Genomic DNA, 19,507 nt, shown 5'->3' on the forward strand with positions numbered 1-19,507 from the left:
CATGTCGCCGTTGTCGCCCCGGGGCCTCCTCCTTGTCGCTCTCCTCGCGCTCGCGCGTCCGGCTGCCGCGCAGCCGTCTGCTCCGCCCGCTGCGCCGCCGCCTCCTGCCGCGCCGGCGCCGAGGCCGCCGCGCTCGGCCGTGGCGCGCGCCGTCGACGCGCTCGTGCGCTCGCTCGACGCCGTGGACGGCCGCGCGCTCGTGGCCGCCGCGCCGCTGGTCTCCGACGCGCCGGCGCCGCGCGGCGCCCAGCTCGTGGCCACGCTCGCCGCCCAGGTCGCCGGCAAGCTCGGCGCCGGCGTGCGCGCGCAGAAGGATCCGATCCCGCTGCCGCTCGCGCGCGAGGCGGCGCGCGACGACGCGGCGCTCGTCCACCTCGTCGTCGAGATCGCGGCGGGAAAGCTGCGCGTCACCGCGGACGTGTACCCGGTGCCGCGCACCGTCTGGGCGCGCATCCGCGATCCGGAGCCGGGGCCGATCGCCCACGCCTACGCCGAGGCGCCCCTCGACGCGGAGATCCGCAGCTTCCTCGCGCCGATCCCGCTCGTCGCCGCCAGGGTCGACCGCGCGAAGAACTTCGAGGGCGACGTGGTCGCGCTCGCGTGCGGCGATCTCGACGCCGACGGGGCGCTCGAGCTCCTGAGCGTGAGCCGCCGGCGCGTGACGACGCTCCGCCTCCGCGGCGGCCGGGTCGTGCCGCTCGCGTCGCGCTCGTGGCCCGACGTGGTCGCCGTGCACCCGGCGCCGCTCCGCGAGCCGCTCGCGTTCGCCACGCTCGTCGAGCGCGCGAGGGACGGCGAGCTCCTGCCTCCGTTCGCCGACATCGGGCTCACCGACCGCGCGCGCAGCGTCCGCTTCGACGGCGAGCTGAAGGCGCTCGCCGAGCTCCCGGGGCTGGCGATCCCGGACGCGGGCGGCTCGGCCTGCACGACGACGTGGGGGCCGCTCCTCACGGGCCCGCTCGGGCCGTGCGCCCCGGCCGATCCCCCGCCAGCGACCGCGGCGCTCTCCGGCCGGTACGACGCGCTCGCGTCGGCGCAGCTCCTGTCCGCGCAGGGCGAGCCCTTCGCGGTCTGGGCGACGCGCGAGCGCGGCGCAGTCGAGCTCCGGGACAGCGCGGGCCGTCGCAAGGTCGTGGGCAGCGCCGGGGCGCAGCTCGCGATCGGCGATCTCGATCAGGATGGAGAGCCCGAGCTGCTCGCCAGCCTCGACGTCCTCGATCCGCTCGAGGACGCCGTCGTTGTCTGGTCGTGGCGGCGCCGGGAAGGCGGCCCGGCCCGCGCGGCGCCCGAGGAGATTCTGCGCTTGCCGGCGCCGGCGGGGGTGCGCGCCCTCGCGGTCTGTCCGCCCGACGGGGCCGGGCGCGCCCCGTTCGCCGTCGCGACCGCGGACGAGATCTGGGTGGTGCGGTGAGCCGATCGCTCCCGCGCCGCGCCTTCCTCGGCGGCGCCGGCGCGCTGCTCGGCGCGGCCGCCCTCCCGGAGGGTGCGCGTGCGATGGGGCGCACCCCGCTCGGCGGCCGCCTCTCGATGCACCTCCCGTGGCCGACGAGCTCGCTCGACCCGCACGATCTGAGCGATCCCGCCGCGGCGCTGTTCGCGCCGGCGATCGCCGACAGCCTCTACGGGCTCGACGCGTCCGGGAACCCATACCCGACGCTCGCGTCCGCGCTGCCGTCGCGCGAAGGGGACGGCGCGGTCGTGCGCCTGCGCGAGGGGCTGCGCACCGCGCGCCTGCTCAAGCTCGACGGCCGCGACGTCGTGAGCTCCGTCGAGCGCGCCCGCGCTCGCGGCGCCGCCGCGGCGCTCGCCGACATCCCGAGGCCCGAGCGGCATCCGAGGGATCCGCTCGCCGCGGTGTTCCCGCGCGCGGATCCCGCCCGCGTCGCCCGCGCGCTCGCGTCGCCGATGGTCGCGCTCCTGCCGCGCGCCTTCGACCCCGCGGCGCCGGATGGCACCGGCGCGTTCCGGGCCGACGTCGGCCCGGGGCAGATCACGCTGACGCGCAACGACGTCGCCGCGCGCGGCGCTGCCTTCCTCGATGCGATCGAGGTGATCCGCTCCGAGGACCTGACGACCTCGCTGCGCGCGTTCGAGACCGAGCGCGACGACCTCGGCTGGCTCGGCGCCGGCCTCCACACGAACCGCCGCGGCGCCGTCCGCTTCGATCTGGGCGTCGCCGGGTGGATCGTGCTCACGACGGGCCCCGACGCCGGGCTCTTCGGTCAGCCTGGCGTCGCGCAGCGGCTGGTCGACGCGCTGCCGCCCGAGCGCCTGGCGCACCTCGGCCTCGTCGGCCTCCCGAGGGCGCACGGCGATCCCGGGTGGGGAGGGCCCCCGGCGCCGCTGCTCGTGGACGAGTCTGCCGCCCACCTCGTCGAGGTCGCCGAGGCGGTCGCGCCGATCCTCTCGCGGCCCGGGCACGAGGTCACCGCGGAGCCGGTGGCGCGGGCGGAGCTCGGGCGCCGCCGCGCCCGCGGGAAGGCGACGCTCGCGATCGAGCTGGTGCGCCCGCTCGGCCCGGGGCCCCTCGGCGCGCTGCTCGCCCTCGCGACCGCCGACGATCGCAGCCGCGCCCTCGATCTTGCCCGTCACCCGCCCCGCCTCGCGCCCGGCGCCGCCCCGCGCTCGCTCACCGCGACGCTGCGCCTCGGCGTAATCGCCGAGGTCCGGATCGCGGGCGGCGTGCTGCCGGACATCGCGCTCGCGCGCGCCGCCGGCGGAGAGGGCTGGGATCTCGGCGCCACCTTCCGCCGCCCTGCGAGGCGCTGATGTGTGCCTACCCGCGTGGAAGCGAGCGCGACCGCGCGGCAGCTGTTCGGGACGTCCGGGGGGAGCCTCGCGACGACGGGGGCCGCTTGGAGCGCTTGCGCGGTGGGGACATTTGGTTACTATCGGCTGGTCACGAACGTCACTGGCACTCGACACGACGCTTCTCTTCTCGGGGATCGCGGATTGATCGCGGACTGGACGACGCAACGTGTGGCGCATCGGGGGCTCCTCCCCAGCGCCGCCCCCCCTCGATCCCCCACGGCTCCATCGGGGCGGCAGGGCACTGTTCGGCACCGAAGCTGACGCATCTCGCAGAGCCGTGAAGTGAATCAGTGTCATGGGTACTCGCCTCTACGTTGGTAATCTCCCCTTCTCCGCCACCAAGGCCTCCGTGCAGGCCGCGTTCGCTCAGAGCGGCGAGGTGACGGATGTGCACATCGTGACCGACCGCGAGAGTGGCCAGTCACGCGGCTTCGGGTTCGTCACGATGGGCACGCCTGAGCAGGCCCAGCAGGCGATCGAGAACATGAACGGCGCCATGATGGACGGCCGTCCGCTTCGCGTGAACGAGGCGGAGGAGCGGGTCCAGCGTGGCGGTGGCGGTGGCGGCGGCGGTTATGGCGGCGGTGGCGGCGGCGGCTACGGCGGCGGCGGCGGCGGTGGTGGCCGCGGCGGCCGTGGCGGTGGCGGCGGCGGTTACGGCGGCGGCGGTGGTGGCGGCCGCGGTGGCCGCGGCGGCCGCGGCGGCGGCGATCGGTACTAAGCCGAGATAGGCCGACATTTCAGCGGCGGCGCCTCTCCCCAGAGGCGCCGCCGTTCTCGTTTGTGCGCTGCTCTTTGCGGCGACCTGCGCGAGCTGCGCGAGTGGCCCGGTGAGCTCGCGTGCGTCATGCCCGCCGGTCGCGCGCTCGCCGGTCGCGCGCTCCTGGAAGTCCTGCAGCGCCGACGACGAAGAAGATCGTCATCAGCCTGCCCATCCCGCGCGTACGGTCGGGCGCGCCACGGCGATCGAGAAGCGGCAATGAAGGCTGCTCCGCGCTTCCGGAGCGCGGAGCTTGCTCCTTTGCCTGGCGGGCGTCAGAGAGCGGCACGCTGCCCGCCCCTCGCGCTCGGAGCGGGCCGCTCACAGCCGATGCCACCTCCCATCCCTTCAGAGCACAGGCCGTCGCCGCGGGCGATCTCGCTTTACTACTTCGGTATCTTCGCCGTCCTCGGCGTGTACCTGCCGCTGTTCCCGAGCTGGCTGGAGGCGCGCGGGATCCGCGGCCTCGCGATGGGGGCGATCGCGGCGACGCTCCCGGCGATGGGCCTCGTCGCGCCGCCGGTGTTCGGCTTGATCGCCGACGCGCTCGGCGTGCGGGTGTGGCTGCTCCGGGCAGCCTGCGCCGGCGCCTTCGTCGTGTTCGCGCTGCTCGCGCTGTCGTCGGCGCTCGGCGTGTCGCTCGGCTTCGGCGGCCTCTTCGTCGCGGCGCTCGCGTTCGCGTTCTTTCGATCGCCGATGTTCATGATGGCCGACGTCGTCGCGGTGGAGGCGTCGGCGAGCTCCGGCATCGCTTACGGCAGGCTCAGGCTCTGGGGCTCGATCAGCTTCGCGCTGATGGCGATCGCCAGCGGAGCCCTCGTCGATCCAGCGCAGCCGGCCGCGTTTCCCAGCACGATCGCTGCCTCCCTGCTGATCGCGTTCGCCATCTCGTGGGCCCTTCCGGCGCGCAGCGAGGCGCCCTTCCGTCGGTCCGCGCTGCGCGACGGAGCGGCCGACGCCGCCGGCGCTGCGCGCGCTCCGGCCGCTGAAGGCTCCGTGCGGCAGCGCGCCCGTGCTCTCCTCCAGAGCCACGATTTCCGCCTGTTCCTCGCGGCGTCGTTCCTGGCTCAGAGCGCCACCTCTTCGTACGACCTCTGCTACACGCTGCACCTGCGCGACATCGGTTTCCCCGAGTCGCTCGTGGGGGTCGCGTGGGCCGTCGGCGTCGCCGGCGAGATCGCGCTCATGGCGTTCTCCGGCCCCCTGCTCAAGCGGTTCGCTCCGCCCACGGTGCTCGCGTTCGCCTTCGCAGGCGCCTCGCTCCGCTGGGCGCTGCTCTCGTATGTGCGCTTCTGGCCTGCCCTGCTGGCCATCCAGCCGCTCCACGCGGTCTCGTTCGGCATGATGTGGGTCGCCTCGCTCGCCTACACGAAGGATCGCTCCCCGCCTCAGATCCTCGCCACGGCGCAAGGGCTCTTTACTGCCAGCGCTGGCGCTGGATCCGTCGTCGGGATGCTCGTCTGGGGTGAGCTCTACAAGCACGGGGGCGGCACCCTCACTTTCGGGGTCGCCTCGATCACGGCGTTGATAGCGTTCGTCCTGGCTGTGACCTTCGCGCGATCAACGCGCCCAACGCGACCGACGCGGCGTTCACCGTCAGGGGGCTCGATTTTCTCTGTCAGCTCCCGGTGCCAGGAGTAACGTTCCATTTTCCGCCGCACGCGTAGGCGCGCGCGGGCACTACCTGAACGAGGCGAGCATGTGCGGGATCGTCGGATACGTTGGGTCAAAAAAGGCGGCGCCGATCATCGTCGAAGGGCTGCGGAAGCTGGAGTATCGAGGCTACGACTCGGCCGGCATCGCCATTCATGACGGCAAGGGCATCGAGATCGTCCGGACGCTCGGCAAGCTGATCAAGCTCAGCGAGGCGCTCGAGAAGCGGACCCTCGACGGTACGACAGGCATCGGCCACACGCGGTGGGCGACGCACGGCCGCCCGAGCGAGGTGAACGCGCACCCGCACTCCGCGGGCCCGGTCGCCGTCGTGCACAACGGCATCATCGAGAACCACGTGGCCGTCCGGCAGCAGCTGGAGAGCCAGGGGGTCAAGTTCCTCTCCGACACGGACACCGAGATCGTCGCTCACCTCGTCCACCGCGAGCTCCAGAAGGGCGCGAAGTCGCTCTTCGAGGCCGTGCGCGGCGCGCTCCGGCAGGTCCACGGCGCCTACGCGATCGCGGTCCTCTCGCGCGATGAGCCTGACGTCATCGTCGCCGCCCGGTACGGCTCGCCGCTCGTCGTCGGCGCTGGCGAGGACGAGATGCTGTGCGGCAGCGACATCCCCGCGCTGCTCGCGCACACCCGCGACATGATCTTCCTCGAGGACGGCGACATCGTCGAGCTGCGCGCGAGCGGCGTCCGCATCGAGACCGTGGCCGGGGGCGAGAAGGTCGAGCGGCGCGTGAAGCGCATCGACTGGAGCCCCGTCCAGGCGGAGCGCGGCGGCTACAAGCACTTCATGCTGAAGGAGATCCACGAGCAGCCCGACGTCGTCGAGGCCACGCTGCGCGGCAGGATCGATCTCGCCGCGGGCGACGTGCACGCGACCGAGATGGGGGTCACGCCCGAGTTCGCGAAGGAGCTGCGCCGCGTCTACATCGTCGCGTGCGGCACGAGCCACCACGCCGGCATCGCCGGGCGCTACTGGATCGAGCAGCTCGCCAGGGTCCCCACGGTCGTCGAGCTCGCGAGCGAGGTCCGCTACCGCGAGCCGATCTTCTTCCCCGACGATCTCGTGATCGCCATCAGCCAGTCGGGCGAGACCGCCGACACGATCGCGGCGCTCAAGGCGGCGAAGGCGCAGGGCGCCAAGGTGCTGGCGCTCTGCAACGTGCTCGACAGCGCGATCCCGCGCCTCTCCGACGGCGCGCTCTACACGCACGCGGGCCCCGAGATCGGCGTCGCCTCGACCAAGGCGTTCACCACGCAGCTCGCCGCGCTGCTCCTGCTCGCCGTCTATCTCGGCCGCCGCCGCGACTCGCTGTCGGCGGAGCGCGGGCGCGAGATCCTCCAGGCCCTCTGGGAGATCCCGAGCCACATGCGCGAGGTGCTCGGCGACGCCGACTACGTGCACGCGATCGCGAAGCGCCTCGTCCACGCGAAGGACGTCCTGTTCCTCGGGCGCGGCCTCGGCTTCCCCATCGCGCTCGAGGGCGCGCTCAAGCTCAAGGAGATCTCGTACGCGCACGCCGAGGGCTACGCGGCCGGCGAGATGAAGCACGGGCCGATCGCCCTCATCGACGAGGCGCTCCCCGTGATCGTCGTCTGCCCGCGCGACGCGCACTACGACAAGACGTTCTCCAACCTGCAGGAGGTCCGGGCGCGCGAGGGGCAGGTCGTCGCGATCGCCACGAAGGGCGACGAGTCGATCCTCGAGATCGCTCAGCACCACGTCTGGATCCCCAAGGTGCCGGACGAGGTCGGGCCGCTCCTTACCGTGCTCCCGCTCCAGCTCATCGCCTATTACGTCGCCAACCTGAAGGGCAACGACGTCGATCAGCCGCGCAACCTCGCGAAGACGGTCACCGTCGAGTAACGAGCAACGCCGCTCTCGCGGCGGGGCATCCCCGCCGCGGCGAGCGGCCTCCTGTGCGACGCGCAGCGCTCCTCTGCAGGGCGCGCCCCTCATTCTTCAGCGCGGGCTTCAGCGCCGGCGCTCCCGCGCCGCGCCTGCGCGGGGCCGCGGTTATGCTGCGCGCATGCGCATCCCCGGCAGGACGGAGCGGCGAGTCGTCGCGGCCATCCTCGTGACCGCCCTGATCCCGCTCGTCGCCAGCATCGTGGTCGCCAGGACGGTGATCGCGCGGGTGTCGGCGACGGCGTTCCAGCCGGAGTTCGGCGTCCACCTGGACAGGGCGCTCGGCGTGTACGCCGAGCTGGCCGCCGCCATCAAGCAGGGCATGCGCTCCGAGGCCGACGCGATCGTCGCGGCGGACCCGCTGCGCGAGAGCGCCTTCACGGGCGACGCGCAGCGCCTCGATGGCGAGCTCACGCGCATCATTGCGGCCCACCCCGCGCTGGTCTCGCTCCGCGTCGAGCGCTGCGGCGGCGATCTCGTCGGAGCGCGCGAGCGCGGCCGCCCGGTGGATCCGGCGCACGAGAAGACGCTCACGGTCCGGAAGGCGATCGCGCGCGCGCCCGGCCACGCCGCGGAGCCCGGCGCTCCCGCGCCCGACGACGGCGGCTGCGACGGCGACGAGCGGACCCTCGTCGCGACGTTCGCCGCGCCGAGCGCGCGCTTCGACGAGCTCGACGCGGCGCAGGCGTTCGCGCAGGCGTACCACGCCCTCGAGCGGGAGCACCGGAAGGAGTACCTCGACGAGAGCTACGGCGACGCCTTCGCCGCCCTGCTCGGCGCGACGATCCTCCTCGCGATCCTCGCGGGCGTGCTCGTGGCGCGCCCCGTGGTCGACCGCATCGCGCGGCTCGCCGCGGCGACCCGGCCCGTCGCGGAGGGCGACCTCTCGGTGCGCGTGGGGCTGCAGGGCGACGACGAGGTCGCCGATCTCGGCCGCGCCTTCGATCGTATGCTCGAGGAGCTCGAGGGCAGCCGCGCGCGGATCGAGTTCCTCAAGCGCATGGGCGAGTGGCAGAAGATGGCCCGGCACCTCGCGCACGAGATCAAGAACCCGCTGACCCCGATCCAGCTCGCCGTCGAGGAGTGCCACCGCCGCTATGCGGGCAGCGACCCGGCGTACCAGCGCTTGCTCCAGACGACGCTGGAGGTCGTCGAGGAGGAGGTCGGCACCCTGCGCCGCCTCGTCGGCGAGTTCTCCAATTTCGCTCGGCTCCCGCGGGCAGAGCTCGAGCCCTTGGATCTCGCGGAGTTCCTGCGCGAGCAGGGCGAGCGCTTCGCCGCGGTCGAGGAGGCGGGGCGCGAGCACGCCTCGGACGAGGTGCTGCTCGGGCGCGTCGATCTCGAGTTCGACGTGCCGGATGTCCCGATGCCGGCCGCGCTCGATCGCGAGATGCTCCGGCGCGCCCTCGGCAACATCGTGCGCAACGCGGCGCAGGCGCTGCGCGACGCGCAGCGGGCGGCGCCCGGCGGAGCAGCCCGAGAGCGCCCGGGCGCCGCTGCGTGGGGCAGGGTTCGCGTCTCGGCGCGGAGCGAGGGGCAGAGCCACCTCATCGCGATCGACGACGACGGCCCGGGCATCGATCCCGCCGTGCGGGACTCGGTGTTCGATCCGTACGTCACGACGCGGTACGACGGCACGGGGCTCGGCCTGAGCATCGTGAAGAAGATCGTGGTCGATCACGGCGGCACCATCGACGTGCTCGAGTCCCCGCTCGGAGGTGCGCGTTTCGTCATCCGGCTCCCGCGCGCAGGCACGCCGGCGGCGCGCGCCGCGCTCGGGGCCGCGGCCTTCTCCGAAGGCGATCGCGAGCCTGCGTCCGAGGGCGCCGCGCCGGCGCGGCCAGCCGCTCGCGGCGGGCAGGCGCCGCGCGGGGCGGGGTAGGGCCGCGCCCGCCGGTGCGCGGCACGGCGGATCCTGCAGCGCCTGAGAGCCGCACGCTGGACGACGAGCTCCTGCCCCGGGAGCGCGCGCCGGGCTGCTGGCGAGGGGCCTCGGAGCTGAAAGCGCACCTCCGGACCGGTCGGTTGTCAGGAGATGCTTGACCAGCCGGCCCCGCTTTGCCATGTTCGCCGGCGGAGAGGTGACCGAGAGGCCGAAGGTGCCTGATTCGAAATCAGGTGTACCCGCAAGGGTACCGCGGGTTCGAATCCCGCTCTCTCCGCTACGCTTGGCTGCTTGCCCCCGTTGAAACAGGTGGGCTCTGACCGCCCGCTCTCTCGCGAGCGGCGCCGGTCGGGCAGAAGCGGGGCGCGTTGAAGTTGTATCGGGAGAGGTGACCGAGTGGTCGAAGGTGCACGACTGGAAATCGTGTGTACGGCAACGTACCGCGGGTTCGAATCCCGCCCTCTCCGCTGAGCTGAACCGTCGATCGGCTCCCTGGCGTGATGAGCTCCTTCAAGCGAGCCAGCAGGACGTCGGCGAGCGATGTGACGTGAACGATGAGCGATGAAACCGAGCGGTCGGTCGCTCGACCGCCGTGCCCGCTCGTCGAGCTGAAGTCGGGTTTTCTGTAAAGTGTGGCCTGACGCGGCGCCCGAGGGGGCTCCGGGGTCGGTCGCCGTCGATGCCGCTGAGGCGAGGCTCTGTCCGGGGCGACTGAGCTGCACCGAGCATGGAGATGCATCGATGCGAGGGGGCTCTGTCTGTTCAATGTCCTGGTGATCTGGATGAGCGGGCAAAATGAGGGAAATCTGGGAGCCCGAGACAACCAGCGATGCTAGGCGGGACGGAAGAGACGACGGGGACGACTGACGACGGGACGACGACGACTTCTTGACGGACCCGCTTGACCAACCCCCGCTGGACGATGACGATGCTGCCCCAGAAGCCTGACGCTTGACAGGCGAAGGGCCGCCTTGTAGAAGTGGCGCCCCTTTTTGGCAGGCGCCCTTCCGGAGTTTTTCGCCCAATGAATCCTCAGCCCAAGTCCTTTTCCGCCAAGCCTGCGGAGGCCCGCAACGAGCGTACGTGGTGGGTGATCGACGCGGAAGGCAAGCCCCTCGGCCGCCTTGCCAGCCGCATCGCCACGGTGCTCCGCGGCAAGAACAAGCCCACGTTCACGCCGCACGTCGACACCGGCGACTTCGTGATCGTCGTGAACGCCAAGAAGGTCCTTCTGACGGGCCGCAAGCTCCAGCAGAAGAACTACGTGCGGCACAGCGGCGAGCCGGGCGGCTTCCGCTCCGAGTCGTACGGTCACCTGCTCGAGCGCAAGCCGGAGCTCCCCATCCAGAAGGCCGTGAAGGGCATGCTCCCGAAGAACGTGCTCGGGCGCGAGCTCCTCACCAAGCTCAAGGTCTACGCCGGTCCCGATCACCCCCACGCGGCGCAGAAGCCGCAGCCCCTTAGCTACAGCTGAGCAAAGCCATGACGGAAACGAGAACGTACGCCACTGGTAAGCGTAAGACCGCCGTTGCGCGGGTCTTCCTCTCGCCGGGCACCGGCAACATCAAGGTGAACCAGAGGCCCGCTGACGATTACTTCGTCCGCGAGACCTCGCGCATGGTGATGCGTCAATCGCTGGAGCTGCTCGAGCTGCTCGATCAGTTCGACGTGAACGCGACCGTGGTCGGCGGCGGCCACAGCGCGCAGGCCGAGGCGATGCGGCACGGCATCGCGCGCGCCCTCTGCGAGCTCGATCCGGAGCGCAGGTCGTCGCTCAAGCGCGCGGGCTTCCTCACGCGCGACGCGCGCAAGAAGGAGCGCAAGAAGTACGGCCAGCCCGGCGCACGCAAGCGCTTCCAGTACTCGAAGCGTTAACAGGCCTGGGCCGCCGCCCATCGAGGCGGATGCCATGGCAAGGACATCGAGGACGCGAGGGTTCACCCCTCTGCGTCCTCGGTGCGTTTTGTCTGTCGGATGCCGCGAAGGCGCCGACGATGGGACGGCTGGTCCCTCGGCCTCTCTCTCATCGAGCGGACCTCTCGGCCCGCTCGGTGTTCTCTGGTCTCATCGAGCGGACCTCTCGGCCCGCTCGGCGTCACGTCACATCGCTTCCGGCGGGCTCTTGAGATCGGCGCCTTCGATGAGCTCGCCCTCGTCGTCCCCGGCGCCTTCCGGCGGCCGCGCTTCCTGCTCGGTCGGTCCGCTCGGCCCGACGTCCGGTGCCGCGGCGGCCGCCGGCTCGCTGCTGGTGGCCGCGGGCGGCGGCGAGGGAGGCTCTGCCGCTTCGGGCTTCACCGGTTCGGGCGGCGGCTCGGGCAGCGGAATGGCGTCGAGCCGCTTGTCGAGCGCTTCCTTCGTCGCGGCGAACGCCGCGCGATCGACGCCGGGCATCACGCGCTCTCCGTCGAGCTGGAGCGTCTCGGCATCGAAGTACTTGCCGTCCCTCTTCGCGCTGAAGTGAAGGTGAGGGCCCGTCGAGCGGCCCGTCGACCCGACGTAGCCGACGAGCTGGTGGGTACCCACCTTCATGCCGGCCTTGATGCCGGGGGCATACCTCGACAGGTGCGCATAGCCGGTGGTGACCCCGTTCGCGTGCGTCACGGTGACGAGGTTGCCGCTCGGACCCGCCGGACCGACCCAGTCGACCACGCCGCGATACGCCGAGTACACCGGCGTTCCCATCGGCGCGCCGAAGTCCGTCCCGTTGTGGGGCATCCTCTTCTTCAGCACCGGGTGCATTCGCTGCGGGTTGAACTTCGACGTCACGGGGGCGCCCGGGACCGGCGCGCGCCAGCCGCCGGCGTGCGGCTGCCGGCCGCGCTCATCGAACGTGCCGCGAGCCTCCTGCCCCTTGAAATCGTAGATGCGCACCGGCTTCTCCGCGGGATCCGGGGGCCGGTACTCGAGCGCGATGACCTTCTTGTACCTGGAGAACATCCCGAGCGCCGTCTCCTCGATGGCGATCAGCCGGACCGTGCCCCCCTCCTCGAAGCTCTCCGTCGAGAGGCGCCCGTTCAGCGCGTCGTCGATCACGTCGAGCACGCCGGGCTCCAGGCCCCCTGCCCGGATCGCGTTGGCGAGATCCTTCCCCACGTAGAAGGAGGCGACGACCTCCTCCTCGGCGATCTTCATGTCGAGCGCGGCGCCCGCGAGCCGCCCGGCCGCGTCGTCCCTCGCCTGGTAGATCTCGCTCGCCGAGACCTCGTACTCGAAGGCGCGGACGCGGCGCGTGGAGCGATCCATCGCGACCGTGAACCGGTCCTTGCGGCCGCACTTGTCGAACTTCCGCAGCCCGTCGAAGGCCTTCATGATCCGGTAGATCTGCGCCTTCGGTACGCCCTTCTCGTCGAGGGCCGCGATGAACGACCTGCGGTCCATCACGTCGCTCACCAGGAGCACGGAAGGATCCTTCCCGAGCTCGGAGATCCGCCACGGGCCGGGCAGCGGCGTGCGCTGCTTGGTTTTCACCTCGGGCATGGAGGAAGGCTTGGCGGCCTCATCCGTACCTGCTGCCGAGGTCGCCGGGCTCGCCGCGACCAGCGCGCGCTCGTCGCGCACCGGGACGCCCTGGATCAGCAGCGCGATGAGCGAGGTGAGCGTCGCGAGGCCGAAAATACCGCCGAAGACCGCGGTCATGCGCGGCGACAGGTGCGGTCCTGGAGGGGGCCGGCCGAGGCCGGGTGGGAGCCGCGGGCCGTCCGTCGAACCGGGGCCAGCGTGGGGTCCGCCGTCCATGAGCGACGGCGTCCGCAGGGGCTGCACGCGCGGATCGCTGCCGCGCGACCAGGGCGCCGATGCGCGCCCGCGAGAAGAAGGAGGAGGGAGCTGCGGCCACGTCGACGCCGCGCGCGCGCGCGGATCGTTGCTGCGCGACCAGGGAGCGGCCGGAGCGCCCTCGCCCCGCCGGCTGCCCTGCAGCGGAGCGGTCAGCGGCGGCGTGGCTGGTCTGCCGGGGAGGTCGAGCGCGTCGTCCGCGACGTCCTCGGCCGCGCCGATGCGCACGATCTCCGCGCGCGGCGCGTCCTGCGGGACGGCGGCGCCGGGCTCCGCGCGCGGCGCGTCCTGCGGGACGGCGGCGCCGGGCTCCGCGCGCGGCGCGCCCTGCGGGACAGCGGCGGCGGGCTCCGCCGCGCTGCCGGCCTCTCCGCTCCGCTCCCTGGCGCGGTCCTCGGCGTCCGGCGCTCCGGAGGCCTCGAGCGGGTTCTGGGGTACTGCACTCGGCACGCCGACGTGCGTACCAAGGCATCGACGGGGTTGCAACCGCGGGGCTCCCTCGCCGACGCAAGGGTTGCGCGGAAGGCGGATCCCATTGTACGCCGGTCGCGTAAGCTGACGGGCCTGATGGACGACCGGCTGAAGCAGCTTCTGGTTCTCGGCAGGGAGCACTACGAGCGGCGCGAGTACGATCTCGCCGAGCACGCCCTGCGACAGATCATCGAGAAGACCGACCGCTTCGCGGACGTCTACAACATGCTCGGCGTCATCCTCCACGAACGCGGTGATTTCCTCGCGGCCGAGGCCCACTTCGAGCGCGCGGTGCAGCTCAACGAGCACTACACGGAAGCGCTGCTGAACCTCGCCGTCACCTACAACGACCTCGGCAAATACGAAGCCGCGCGGCAGGTCTACTCTCGCATCCGCCGCGGCGAGGGGGGAGGCGGCGTCCTCGACCCGTTCGCGCGCGGCAAGATCGCCAACATGCACGCCAATCTCGCGCAGGCCTATGCCGACGCCGGTTGCGCGCAGGAAGCGATCGCCGAGCTCACGCGGGCCGTGGCGCTGTGCCCGACGTTCGTGGATCTTCAGCTGCGCCTCGGGACGATGTACCGCGACGCCGGGAATCTGGCGCTCGCTCGCGAGCATTACGCCGCCGCGCGCGACGCGAACCCGAAGTACGCACCAGCGCGCGTGCTGCTCGGGGTCGCGCTGCTCTCCCTCGGCGCGCCCGATCAGGCGAGCGCCGAGTGGCGCGAGGCGCTCGCGATCGATCCCGACAACAGGACGGCGAAGATGTACCTTCGCACGCTGGAGGCGCAGCGGAGCGGGCGCACTGCGGCCGCGGAGTCAGGCGATCCGGCGCCGGCCGCCGCGGCGGGTGGCACGTGGGACGCGCTCGACGAGGCGACACCCACGACCGTGAGCGACATCCTCTCCAAGACGACGGCCGATGCAGCGGGTGAGACGGATCGTGCTGCACGGGAAGGCAAACCCTGAACGTTGGCGAAATACTCTCTCCTCCGAGAGGAGGCGCGCCGCGCGTGGCGTGAGCTCCGTGGCAGCGAGCTCTCCGCCGGCCGGACCGCCGTGGCGGTGGCGATCGGCCTGTTCATCGGATCGCAGCCGATCTTCGGCTGCCACACGCCGCTCGTGCTCCTCCTCTGTCTGTGGTTCCGCCTGGATGCAGCGATTGCCTGGGTCGCTGCGAACATCTCCAACCCCTTGTTCGCGCCAGCGCTGCTCACGACCGAGGTCCAGGTCGGAGCGTACCTCCGCACGGGTCGCTGGCTGCGCCTCTACGAAAAGATGAGCTGGGCGCAAGCGCTTTCGGACTTCCCCGAGTACATGTTCCTCGGCGCCCCGGTCGTCGGGCTCGCGCTCGCGGCGCTCGGCGGCGGCCTGATCTTCGTCCTCGTCACGCTGAAGCGGCGTCGCGCTCCCCTGCAGCAGAGCAGCAGGATGGAGCCGTATCGGCTCCCCGGGGATGCACCGCCGTGGGTTCACGCGGTCGAGCGCGTCGCCGGGAGGTACAGCCCGCCTGAGGGCGCCACGCCGGCGCAGCGTACCCGCTTTCACTATGTCCGCTTCAAGCTGCTCGGCGACCCCGTCGCCCGGTTGATTGCCGACATCGCTGGCGACCGCCCCGGCGCGCTCGGGGAGGTCCTCGATATCGGGACCGGGGCTGGCCAGCTGCCGATTCTCCTGCTCGAGCTGGGGAGGGCCGAGCGCGCGCGTGGGTTCGACTGGGACCGAGCCAAGATAGAGGACGCCCGGCGCGCGGCCGGCGGGGGCTCCGGCGCACCTCTACCGCGCTCGTCGGAGTCGCCCGGCCCGCCCGGCGCGCAGCGCGCGGCCCACGCCGCCCCTCCGCTGGACGCCGAGTTCTGGTGCGCAGACGCGCGCGAGGCCGAGCTCGGAACTGCAGACACCGTGCTGCTCATCGACCTGCTCCACTACTTCCGCGTGGAAGAGCAGGACGCGATCCTGCGGCGGGCGGCGGCCGCGGTTCGTCCGGGCGGGCGCCTGCTCGTCCGCGAGGCGGACACCGAGCGCGGCTTGAGGAGCTCGATCACGCTCCTTGAGGAGCGCGTCTTCACCGCGCTTCGATTCAACCGGGGCGAGCGTGTGCGCTTCCGTCCTGCCCGAGAGATCGCGGCGCTCCTCGAGCAGCTCGGCTTCTCCTGCGAGACGATGCCCGCCTGGGGGAAAACGCCCTTCTCGAATGTCCTCATCGTCGGGAGCCGAGCCCAGCGCTGAGCCCGAGTCGCCCTCCTCGCGAGCTCTCACCCTCCCACCGCCCGCGCCGCGCCCTCAGCGTCAGCAGCCGTTGCCGGGTGTCCCATCCGGCGCGCGGCCTCTTCTGAGCGCATCGCCCAATTGCTCGATCTCCGCGGATGGTCAGAACCTGTCCAGTATGTTGACGCGTTGGTCTCGAGGCTCCTTTCGGTACACGAGCCGAGCCATCCGGTGGAGCGACCCCCTCGTGGCACACGCCATGCTTATCCCACGGGCGTGGCGGCGGAGCCCCGCTGTCCATGTTTCTTCCTGATCGCCAGAGGCCGATAGGCCTCCAGGGCACCTGCTTGCCAGGCGTCGGGCTCGCCCACATTGCAAGCCGGCAATATCCGCCTGGGGCGTCCTGTCCAGGTGTCCGTGGAGGTGCGTTGAGCTCCGGGCCGGCCGGGCCCAGTGTGGCTCCGAGGGCGCCGCGCGATCGTCGAGAAGGCGCCGGATGGGCGGAGCGGGTCAGGCGTTCACAGCAACAACGCCTGCGCGCAGCGCCGATCGTGCTCTTCCACGTCGGAAGTCCCTGCCACCCTCACGACCCCACGGAACGAGCTCCGCCCGGCGGGGTCCGGACCGGGATGACCGGACTCCCGCGCCGCGTCGTCGCGTCGCGCCGGTGACCCTCGCTTTCGCTTCCTTGGAGCTCCGCCACGCTTCACGCCCCAGCGTCCGTTTCGAGGCCGCGTCAACGCTGCGTGACAGGAGGCCCGACGGGATCGCTGACGTGCGAAACTAGATGTGGTGGTCCATCGATGATGCCCCACGATATGTTGGGGTCTCAGGGGGATGAAATGATGGTCTCTCCCGATCCGACGTCGACAAGAGCACGGGCGTGGCGGCTCGGTAACCCAGCGTCCTGGGCACCAGAGCGGACATGTGCTCACAGACGCGATCGGGGAGAGGTGCAGCCTGCGTCGAGTCACCAGGCGGATCCGCTCAGCAGCGGTCGGGCGGCAGCTGACGTGCCTTGCGCGCGGATTTCTCCGTCGTCCTACGAGGAGACGACATGACTTGGAGGGACTTCCTGAGGGGCATCCAGCAGCGTGTATGGCTGCGGAGCTTGCTCCGCCCCGATGTGCGACGTCTCCGCGCCTGCCGGAACGGCTCCTGGCTCGCCGCGATTTCCCCTGCTGGGCTTGGGGGAAGGCGGGAGGTCGACCTCGGTCGGTTTGGCCGGACCCTTCTGGAGAGCGTCGATGCTGGCTTCAGCGGGAAAAGTACTTGGTAGCCCGCTTCTCTCCTTTCGACGTGATCTTCTTCTCGACGAGCAGCTTCCGAATCGGGAGGGTCAGCTCCTTCGTGGTCGTGCCCAGATCCTTGGCGATCTGCTCGACGCCCTGGCCGCTGTTGCTCCGGATGTGCTCCAGGACCTTCTGCGTCATCGCGGCGAGCTCTTCCTTCGAGCGCTTCTCGCCCTTCTTGCGGGTAGGCTTCGCAGCGCGAGCGGGGCGACCGACCGCCTTCTTGACCTCCGCAGGCTGCTGAGGAGCGGCCTTGGCCCGACCCGCCTTGCGCGGCGCGGCGGCCGCAGCGACCGGCTGGCCCTCGCCTCGCAGGGCGTTGGCGACAGCCTCGAGAGCCGCTTTGCGGACAAGTCCGCTCAGCTGAGAGACGAATGCATCAACGTGGCTTTTGATCTCGGTTTCGACGTTGTTCATTGGATCTCGCGTCCCATGAATAGCTAGAGTTGTCAACTGCTGAACAGCACCTTGCTTGAAAATAATTCGAGAGGTGTCCCCTCAACGTGCGTCAAGAACCCGCGCTCGCCACCTCCCCGTCGGGTCATGGGGTGCTGGGGGCGACCGGTCGAGCCGGACTCCAGCCACCTCGTCTCCCTGGCGATGTCGCGCCGCGAAGCCAGGCACCGCCCCAACCCAAGAGGGTGCGATGGACAGCGCCGTGCTCCGCTCTGCACCGCGCTGCGGATTTGGATGCCGCGGCGCGCGTGCCGTGGGCAGCCCCGTAACCGAGGGGAGCCAGCGACATTCCCATGAAGATCTGCTTTCCTGTGCTCCGGACACACGCGCCCCACCGCGCAGCGGCCGAAGCGGGCGCCTGACCGAGGGACCGTGGAGGAGCCCGACCCCCGGGTGGAGCACCCGCGATGAGGAAAGGTGTCATGGCCGAGGTCGCCGTTCCAGCCGATCGCCGGTGAGCTGGAACGGCAGCCTTTCACTTCTGCACTCCACCCTGCTCCCGCGGCGTAACCGTATGCCCGAGCTCTCGTCTCCCGACCGAGCCGCTCTCCGGGATCGACCGCAACGTGTCGGCCGTCGAGACGCCCTCCGGCGGTGTCGACGTCATGAGGGCTACCCCACCCACCTGCCAGGACATCCCCCTGGCTGATCGGCGCGGCGGCCCGACGCGGTTGCTCCCACCCACGTTGCAGCCCCCAGGCCATGTCGCCTCCGGTCTGGCTGCGTCTTTTTGCGGCTGTGCTGGAGCTGCCCAGCCTCCGGCCGAGTCTCCCAAACCGCTCGCCGTGCCCGAGCTCCGACGGCCGCCCGGACAAGCCGGAAGTCGCCCTGCGGGAGGCCACGAGGCTGCCGCTCCTGCTCAGCCGCTCATCCTGATTCAGGGGGTGACACTCGTGCTGCGCACCAGGGTGACGCTCGCCCGCGGCTCGCTCCCGTGCGAGGGGGCAAAGCTCACCGTCGCCGCCGAGGGCGACATCGATCCCCCGAGCGGGGCGGTGGTGATGGACGCTGGTGGACAGTTCGTCACTCCTCGGCAGCTCGACGCGCACTCCACCTCGGGGGCCGCCCGACACCAGGCGCAGCGGCGCACCTGGACGGCAGCGAACGGGAACCAGACGCGGGGCCGGTGGCGCCGCAGGCTCAGTTCGCCGATGCCTTCTGGCCCCAGGACCCGGGTATCGAACGGGCAGTCGCTGGTGGTGTTACGACCATACAAGTCCTTTCGGGTTCAGGCAACCTGATTAGAGGGTGCGAGGCAACGATGGAGCTCCGACCGGGCATCGGTCCTCCCATCGCCCCTCCCTGATTCCTCCCAGATGCTTCCCAGACGCTCGCCACCGTGGCGCCCGGCGGGCTGAAAGTGGCTTGCGGGGAGAGCCCGAAGCGCAGCTACGGCGGGGACAAGCGGGCACCGATGGCCGGTACGGGCAACCTCGCTCTCCAGCGGGCGACCTCTCTCAAGACCAGGAAGCTCCAGACGGACTGGGCGCGATGGAGCGACCGGGAGTCGCGCCGGATTGCGACCGAGGCGAAGATGCCGCGGTCCGCCAGGCCACGAAGGAGGAGCGCTCGACACCCGAGACCTCCTCCCGCGGAGATCCTGCCGTCGGATCCACTGGCTGCTCGAGGGCGTGTCTCGCGTCGACCCTGGCGCGGCGGGCCATCACCGCAGTCGCTCGCGCTGCCTCCTACACGGGCGGTCGTGCGACGCGCGACGGCACACCGTGATCGGGTGGCCTCGCGCGCGCCGCGCGTCACCACGCGGCGCGCGCGGCTCTCGTGATCAGGCCGCGGTGCGCGCTGCGCGGCTCACGTGATCAGGGCGCCGCGCGCGCTGCGCGGCTCACGTGATCAGGGCGCCGCGCGCGCTGCGCGGCTCACGTGATCAGGGCGCTCGCGCGCGCCGCGCGGCTCACGTGATCAGGGCGCCCGCGCGCGCCGCGCGGCTCACGTGATCAGCCCGCCCGCGTGCGCTGCGTGATGACGCGCGGCTCACATGATCAGCGCGCCCGCGTGTGGCCCGCGTGTGGACCGATGGCAACGTGGTGCGCGCGGGACTCCCGCCTCGCCGCGCGGCGGCGATCGCCCGCAGTCTGGCCGGCGTGTTCGTGTCGCCTTCGCTCCGGCTCGAACATGGCCTCGCGAACGTCGCGGTCGGGTCGGGCGACCCGCTCGACATCTCGACCTGGGCGTTCTGCCCCGTCGCTCCAGGCGAGCGGCGCCGCGTCACATGACGGCGTTTTTCTAGATGTAAAGGAGAACCGGCGCGGGCC

The 19,507-nt window shown here is 71.6% G+C and carries 13 protein-coding genes and 2 tRNA genes; 13 read left to right on the top strand and 2 right to left on the bottom strand.

Annotated features, from left to right (window positions below; translation table 11 throughout):
* The first annotated feature begins 1 nt into the window (after position 1).
* The 10 genes from WMF19_RS38410 to rpsI all read left to right on the top strand — a co-directional run bounded on the left by WMF19_RS38410 (position 2) and on the right by rpsI (position 10,908).
* Positions 2-1,411: a hypothetical protein gene (locus tag WMF19_RS38410; RefSeq protein WP_437894913.1), complete on the top strand. Its 1,410-nt coding sequence runs from the start codon at positions 2-4 to the stop codon at positions 1,409-1,411.
* On the top strand, positions 1,408-2,769 hold the full coding sequence (locus WMF19_RS38415; RefSeq protein WP_437894914.1) for a hypothetical protein: 1,362 nt from the start codon (positions 1,408-1,410) through the stop codon (positions 2,767-2,769). The genes WMF19_RS38410 and WMF19_RS38415 overlap by 4 nt, the downstream gene beginning before the upstream one ends.
* Before the next feature lie 337 nt (positions 2,770-3,106).
* Positions 3,107-3,532: an RNA recognition motif domain-containing protein gene (locus WMF19_RS38420; protein ID WP_437894915.1), complete on the top strand. Its 426-nt coding sequence runs from the start codon at positions 3,107-3,109 to the stop codon at positions 3,530-3,532.
* A gap of 369 nt (positions 3,533-3,901) precedes the next feature.
* Positions 3,902-5,212: an MFS transporter gene (locus WMF19_RS38425; RefSeq protein ID WP_437894916.1), complete on the top strand. Its 1,311-nt coding sequence runs from the start codon at positions 3,902-3,904 to the stop codon at positions 5,210-5,212.
* A 58-nt stretch (positions 5,213-5,270) separates the two neighbouring features.
* Entirely contained in the window at positions 5,271-7,106 is a 1,836-nt protein-coding gene (glmS, locus tag WMF19_RS38430) for a glutamine--fructose-6-phosphate transaminase (isomerizing) (protein WP_437894917.1), read from the top strand.
* A 163-nt stretch (positions 7,107-7,269) separates the two neighbouring features.
* Entirely contained in the window at positions 7,270-9,030 is a 1,761-nt protein-coding gene (locus WMF19_RS38435) for an ATP-binding protein (protein ID WP_437894918.1), read from the top strand.
* A gap of 193 nt (positions 9,031-9,223) precedes the next feature.
* A tRNA-Ser gene (locus tag WMF19_RS38440) sits at positions 9,224-9,310 on the top strand.
* A gap of 105 nt (positions 9,311-9,415) precedes the next feature.
* Positions 9,416-9,500, top strand: a tRNA-Ser gene (locus tag WMF19_RS38445).
* A gap of 557 nt (positions 9,501-10,057) precedes the next feature.
* Entirely contained in the window at positions 10,058-10,507 is a 450-nt protein-coding gene (rplM, locus tag WMF19_RS38450; protein WP_012240013.1) for a 50S ribosomal protein L13, read from the top strand.
* 8 nt (positions 10,508-10,515) lie between these two features.
* Positions 10,516-10,908: a 30S ribosomal protein S9 gene (rpsI, locus tag WMF19_RS38455; RefSeq protein WP_272102704.1), complete on the top strand. Its 393-nt coding sequence runs from the start codon at positions 10,516-10,518 to the stop codon at positions 10,906-10,908.
* 225 nt (positions 10,909-11,133) lie between these two features.
* Here rpsI and WMF19_RS38460 read toward each other — a convergent pair whose 3' ends face one another.
* Positions 11,134-13,257, bottom strand: coding sequence for a peptidoglycan DD-metalloendopeptidase family protein (locus tag WMF19_RS38460; protein WP_437894919.1), 2,124 nt, complete (start codon positions 13,255-13,257; stop codon positions 11,134-11,136).
* Between the two features lie 117 nt (positions 13,258-13,374).
* Here WMF19_RS38460 and WMF19_RS38465 point away from each other — a divergent pair, with 117 nt between their 5' ends.
* The gene (locus WMF19_RS38465) at positions 13,375-14,247 is read left to right on the top strand and encodes a tetratricopeptide repeat protein (protein WP_437325207.1); all 873 of its coding nucleotides are present in this window, start codon (positions 13,375-13,377) and stop codon (positions 14,245-14,247) included.
* A 3-nt stretch (positions 14,248-14,250) separates the two neighbouring features.
* On the top strand, positions 14,251-15,507 hold the full coding sequence (locus WMF19_RS38470; protein WP_437894920.1) for a DUF2062 domain-containing protein: 1,257 nt from the start codon (positions 14,251-14,253) through the stop codon (positions 15,505-15,507).
* A 1,235-nt stretch (positions 15,508-16,742) separates the two neighbouring features.
* Here WMF19_RS38470 and WMF19_RS38475 read toward each other — a convergent pair.
* A complete protein-coding gene (locus WMF19_RS38475) occupies positions 16,743-17,195 on the bottom strand; it encodes a DNA-binding protein (RefSeq protein ID WP_437325205.1) in 453 nt (150 codons plus the stop codon).
* 2,081 nt (positions 17,196-19,276) lie between these two features.
* On the opposite strand from WMF19_RS38475, the gene WMF19_RS38480 reads away from it, so the two are divergent.
* Complete coding sequence (locus WMF19_RS38480; RefSeq protein ID WP_437325203.1) at positions 19,277-19,468, top strand: hypothetical protein; 192 nt, start codon at positions 19,277-19,279, stop codon at positions 19,466-19,468.
* Positions 19,469-19,507 lie beyond the last annotated feature (39 nt).

Source organism: Sorangium sp. So ce124 (assembly GCF_051525235.1).
GTDB classification, from domain to species: Bacteria; Myxococcota_A; Polyangia; order Polyangiales; family Polyangiaceae; genus Sorangium; species Sorangium atrum.

Coding starts and splice junctions, on each gene's coding strand:
- WMF19_RS38410 (WP_437894913.1), top strand. CDS start 2: ATGTCGCCGTTGTCGCCCCGGGGCCTCCTCCTTGTCGCTCTCCTCGCG.
- WMF19_RS38420 (WP_437894915.1), top strand. CDS start 3,107: ATGGGTACTCGCCTCTACGTTGGTAATCTCCCCTTCTCCGCCACCAAG.
- WMF19_RS38425 (WP_437894916.1), top strand. CDS start 3,902: ATGCCACCTCCCATCCCTTCAGAGCACAGGCCGTCGCCGCGGGCGATC.
- glmS (WP_437894917.1), top strand. CDS start 5,271: ATGTGCGGGATCGTCGGATACGTTGGGTCAAAAAAGGCGGCGCCGATC.
- WMF19_RS38435 (WP_437894918.1), top strand. CDS start 7,270: ATGCGCATCCCCGGCAGGACGGAGCGGCGAGTCGTCGCGGCCATCCTC.
- rplM (WP_012240013.1), top strand. CDS start 10,058: ATGAATCCTCAGCCCAAGTCCTTTTCCGCCAAGCCTGCGGAGGCCCGC.
- rpsI (WP_272102704.1), top strand. CDS start 10,516: ATGACGGAAACGAGAACGTACGCCACTGGTAAGCGTAAGACCGCCGTT.
- WMF19_RS38465 (WP_437325207.1), top strand. CDS start 13,375: ATGGACGACCGGCTGAAGCAGCTTCTGGTTCTCGGCAGGGAGCACTAC.
- WMF19_RS38475 (WP_437325205.1), bottom strand. CDS start 17,195: ATGAACAACGTCGAAACCGAGATCAAAAGCCACGTTGATGCATTCGTC.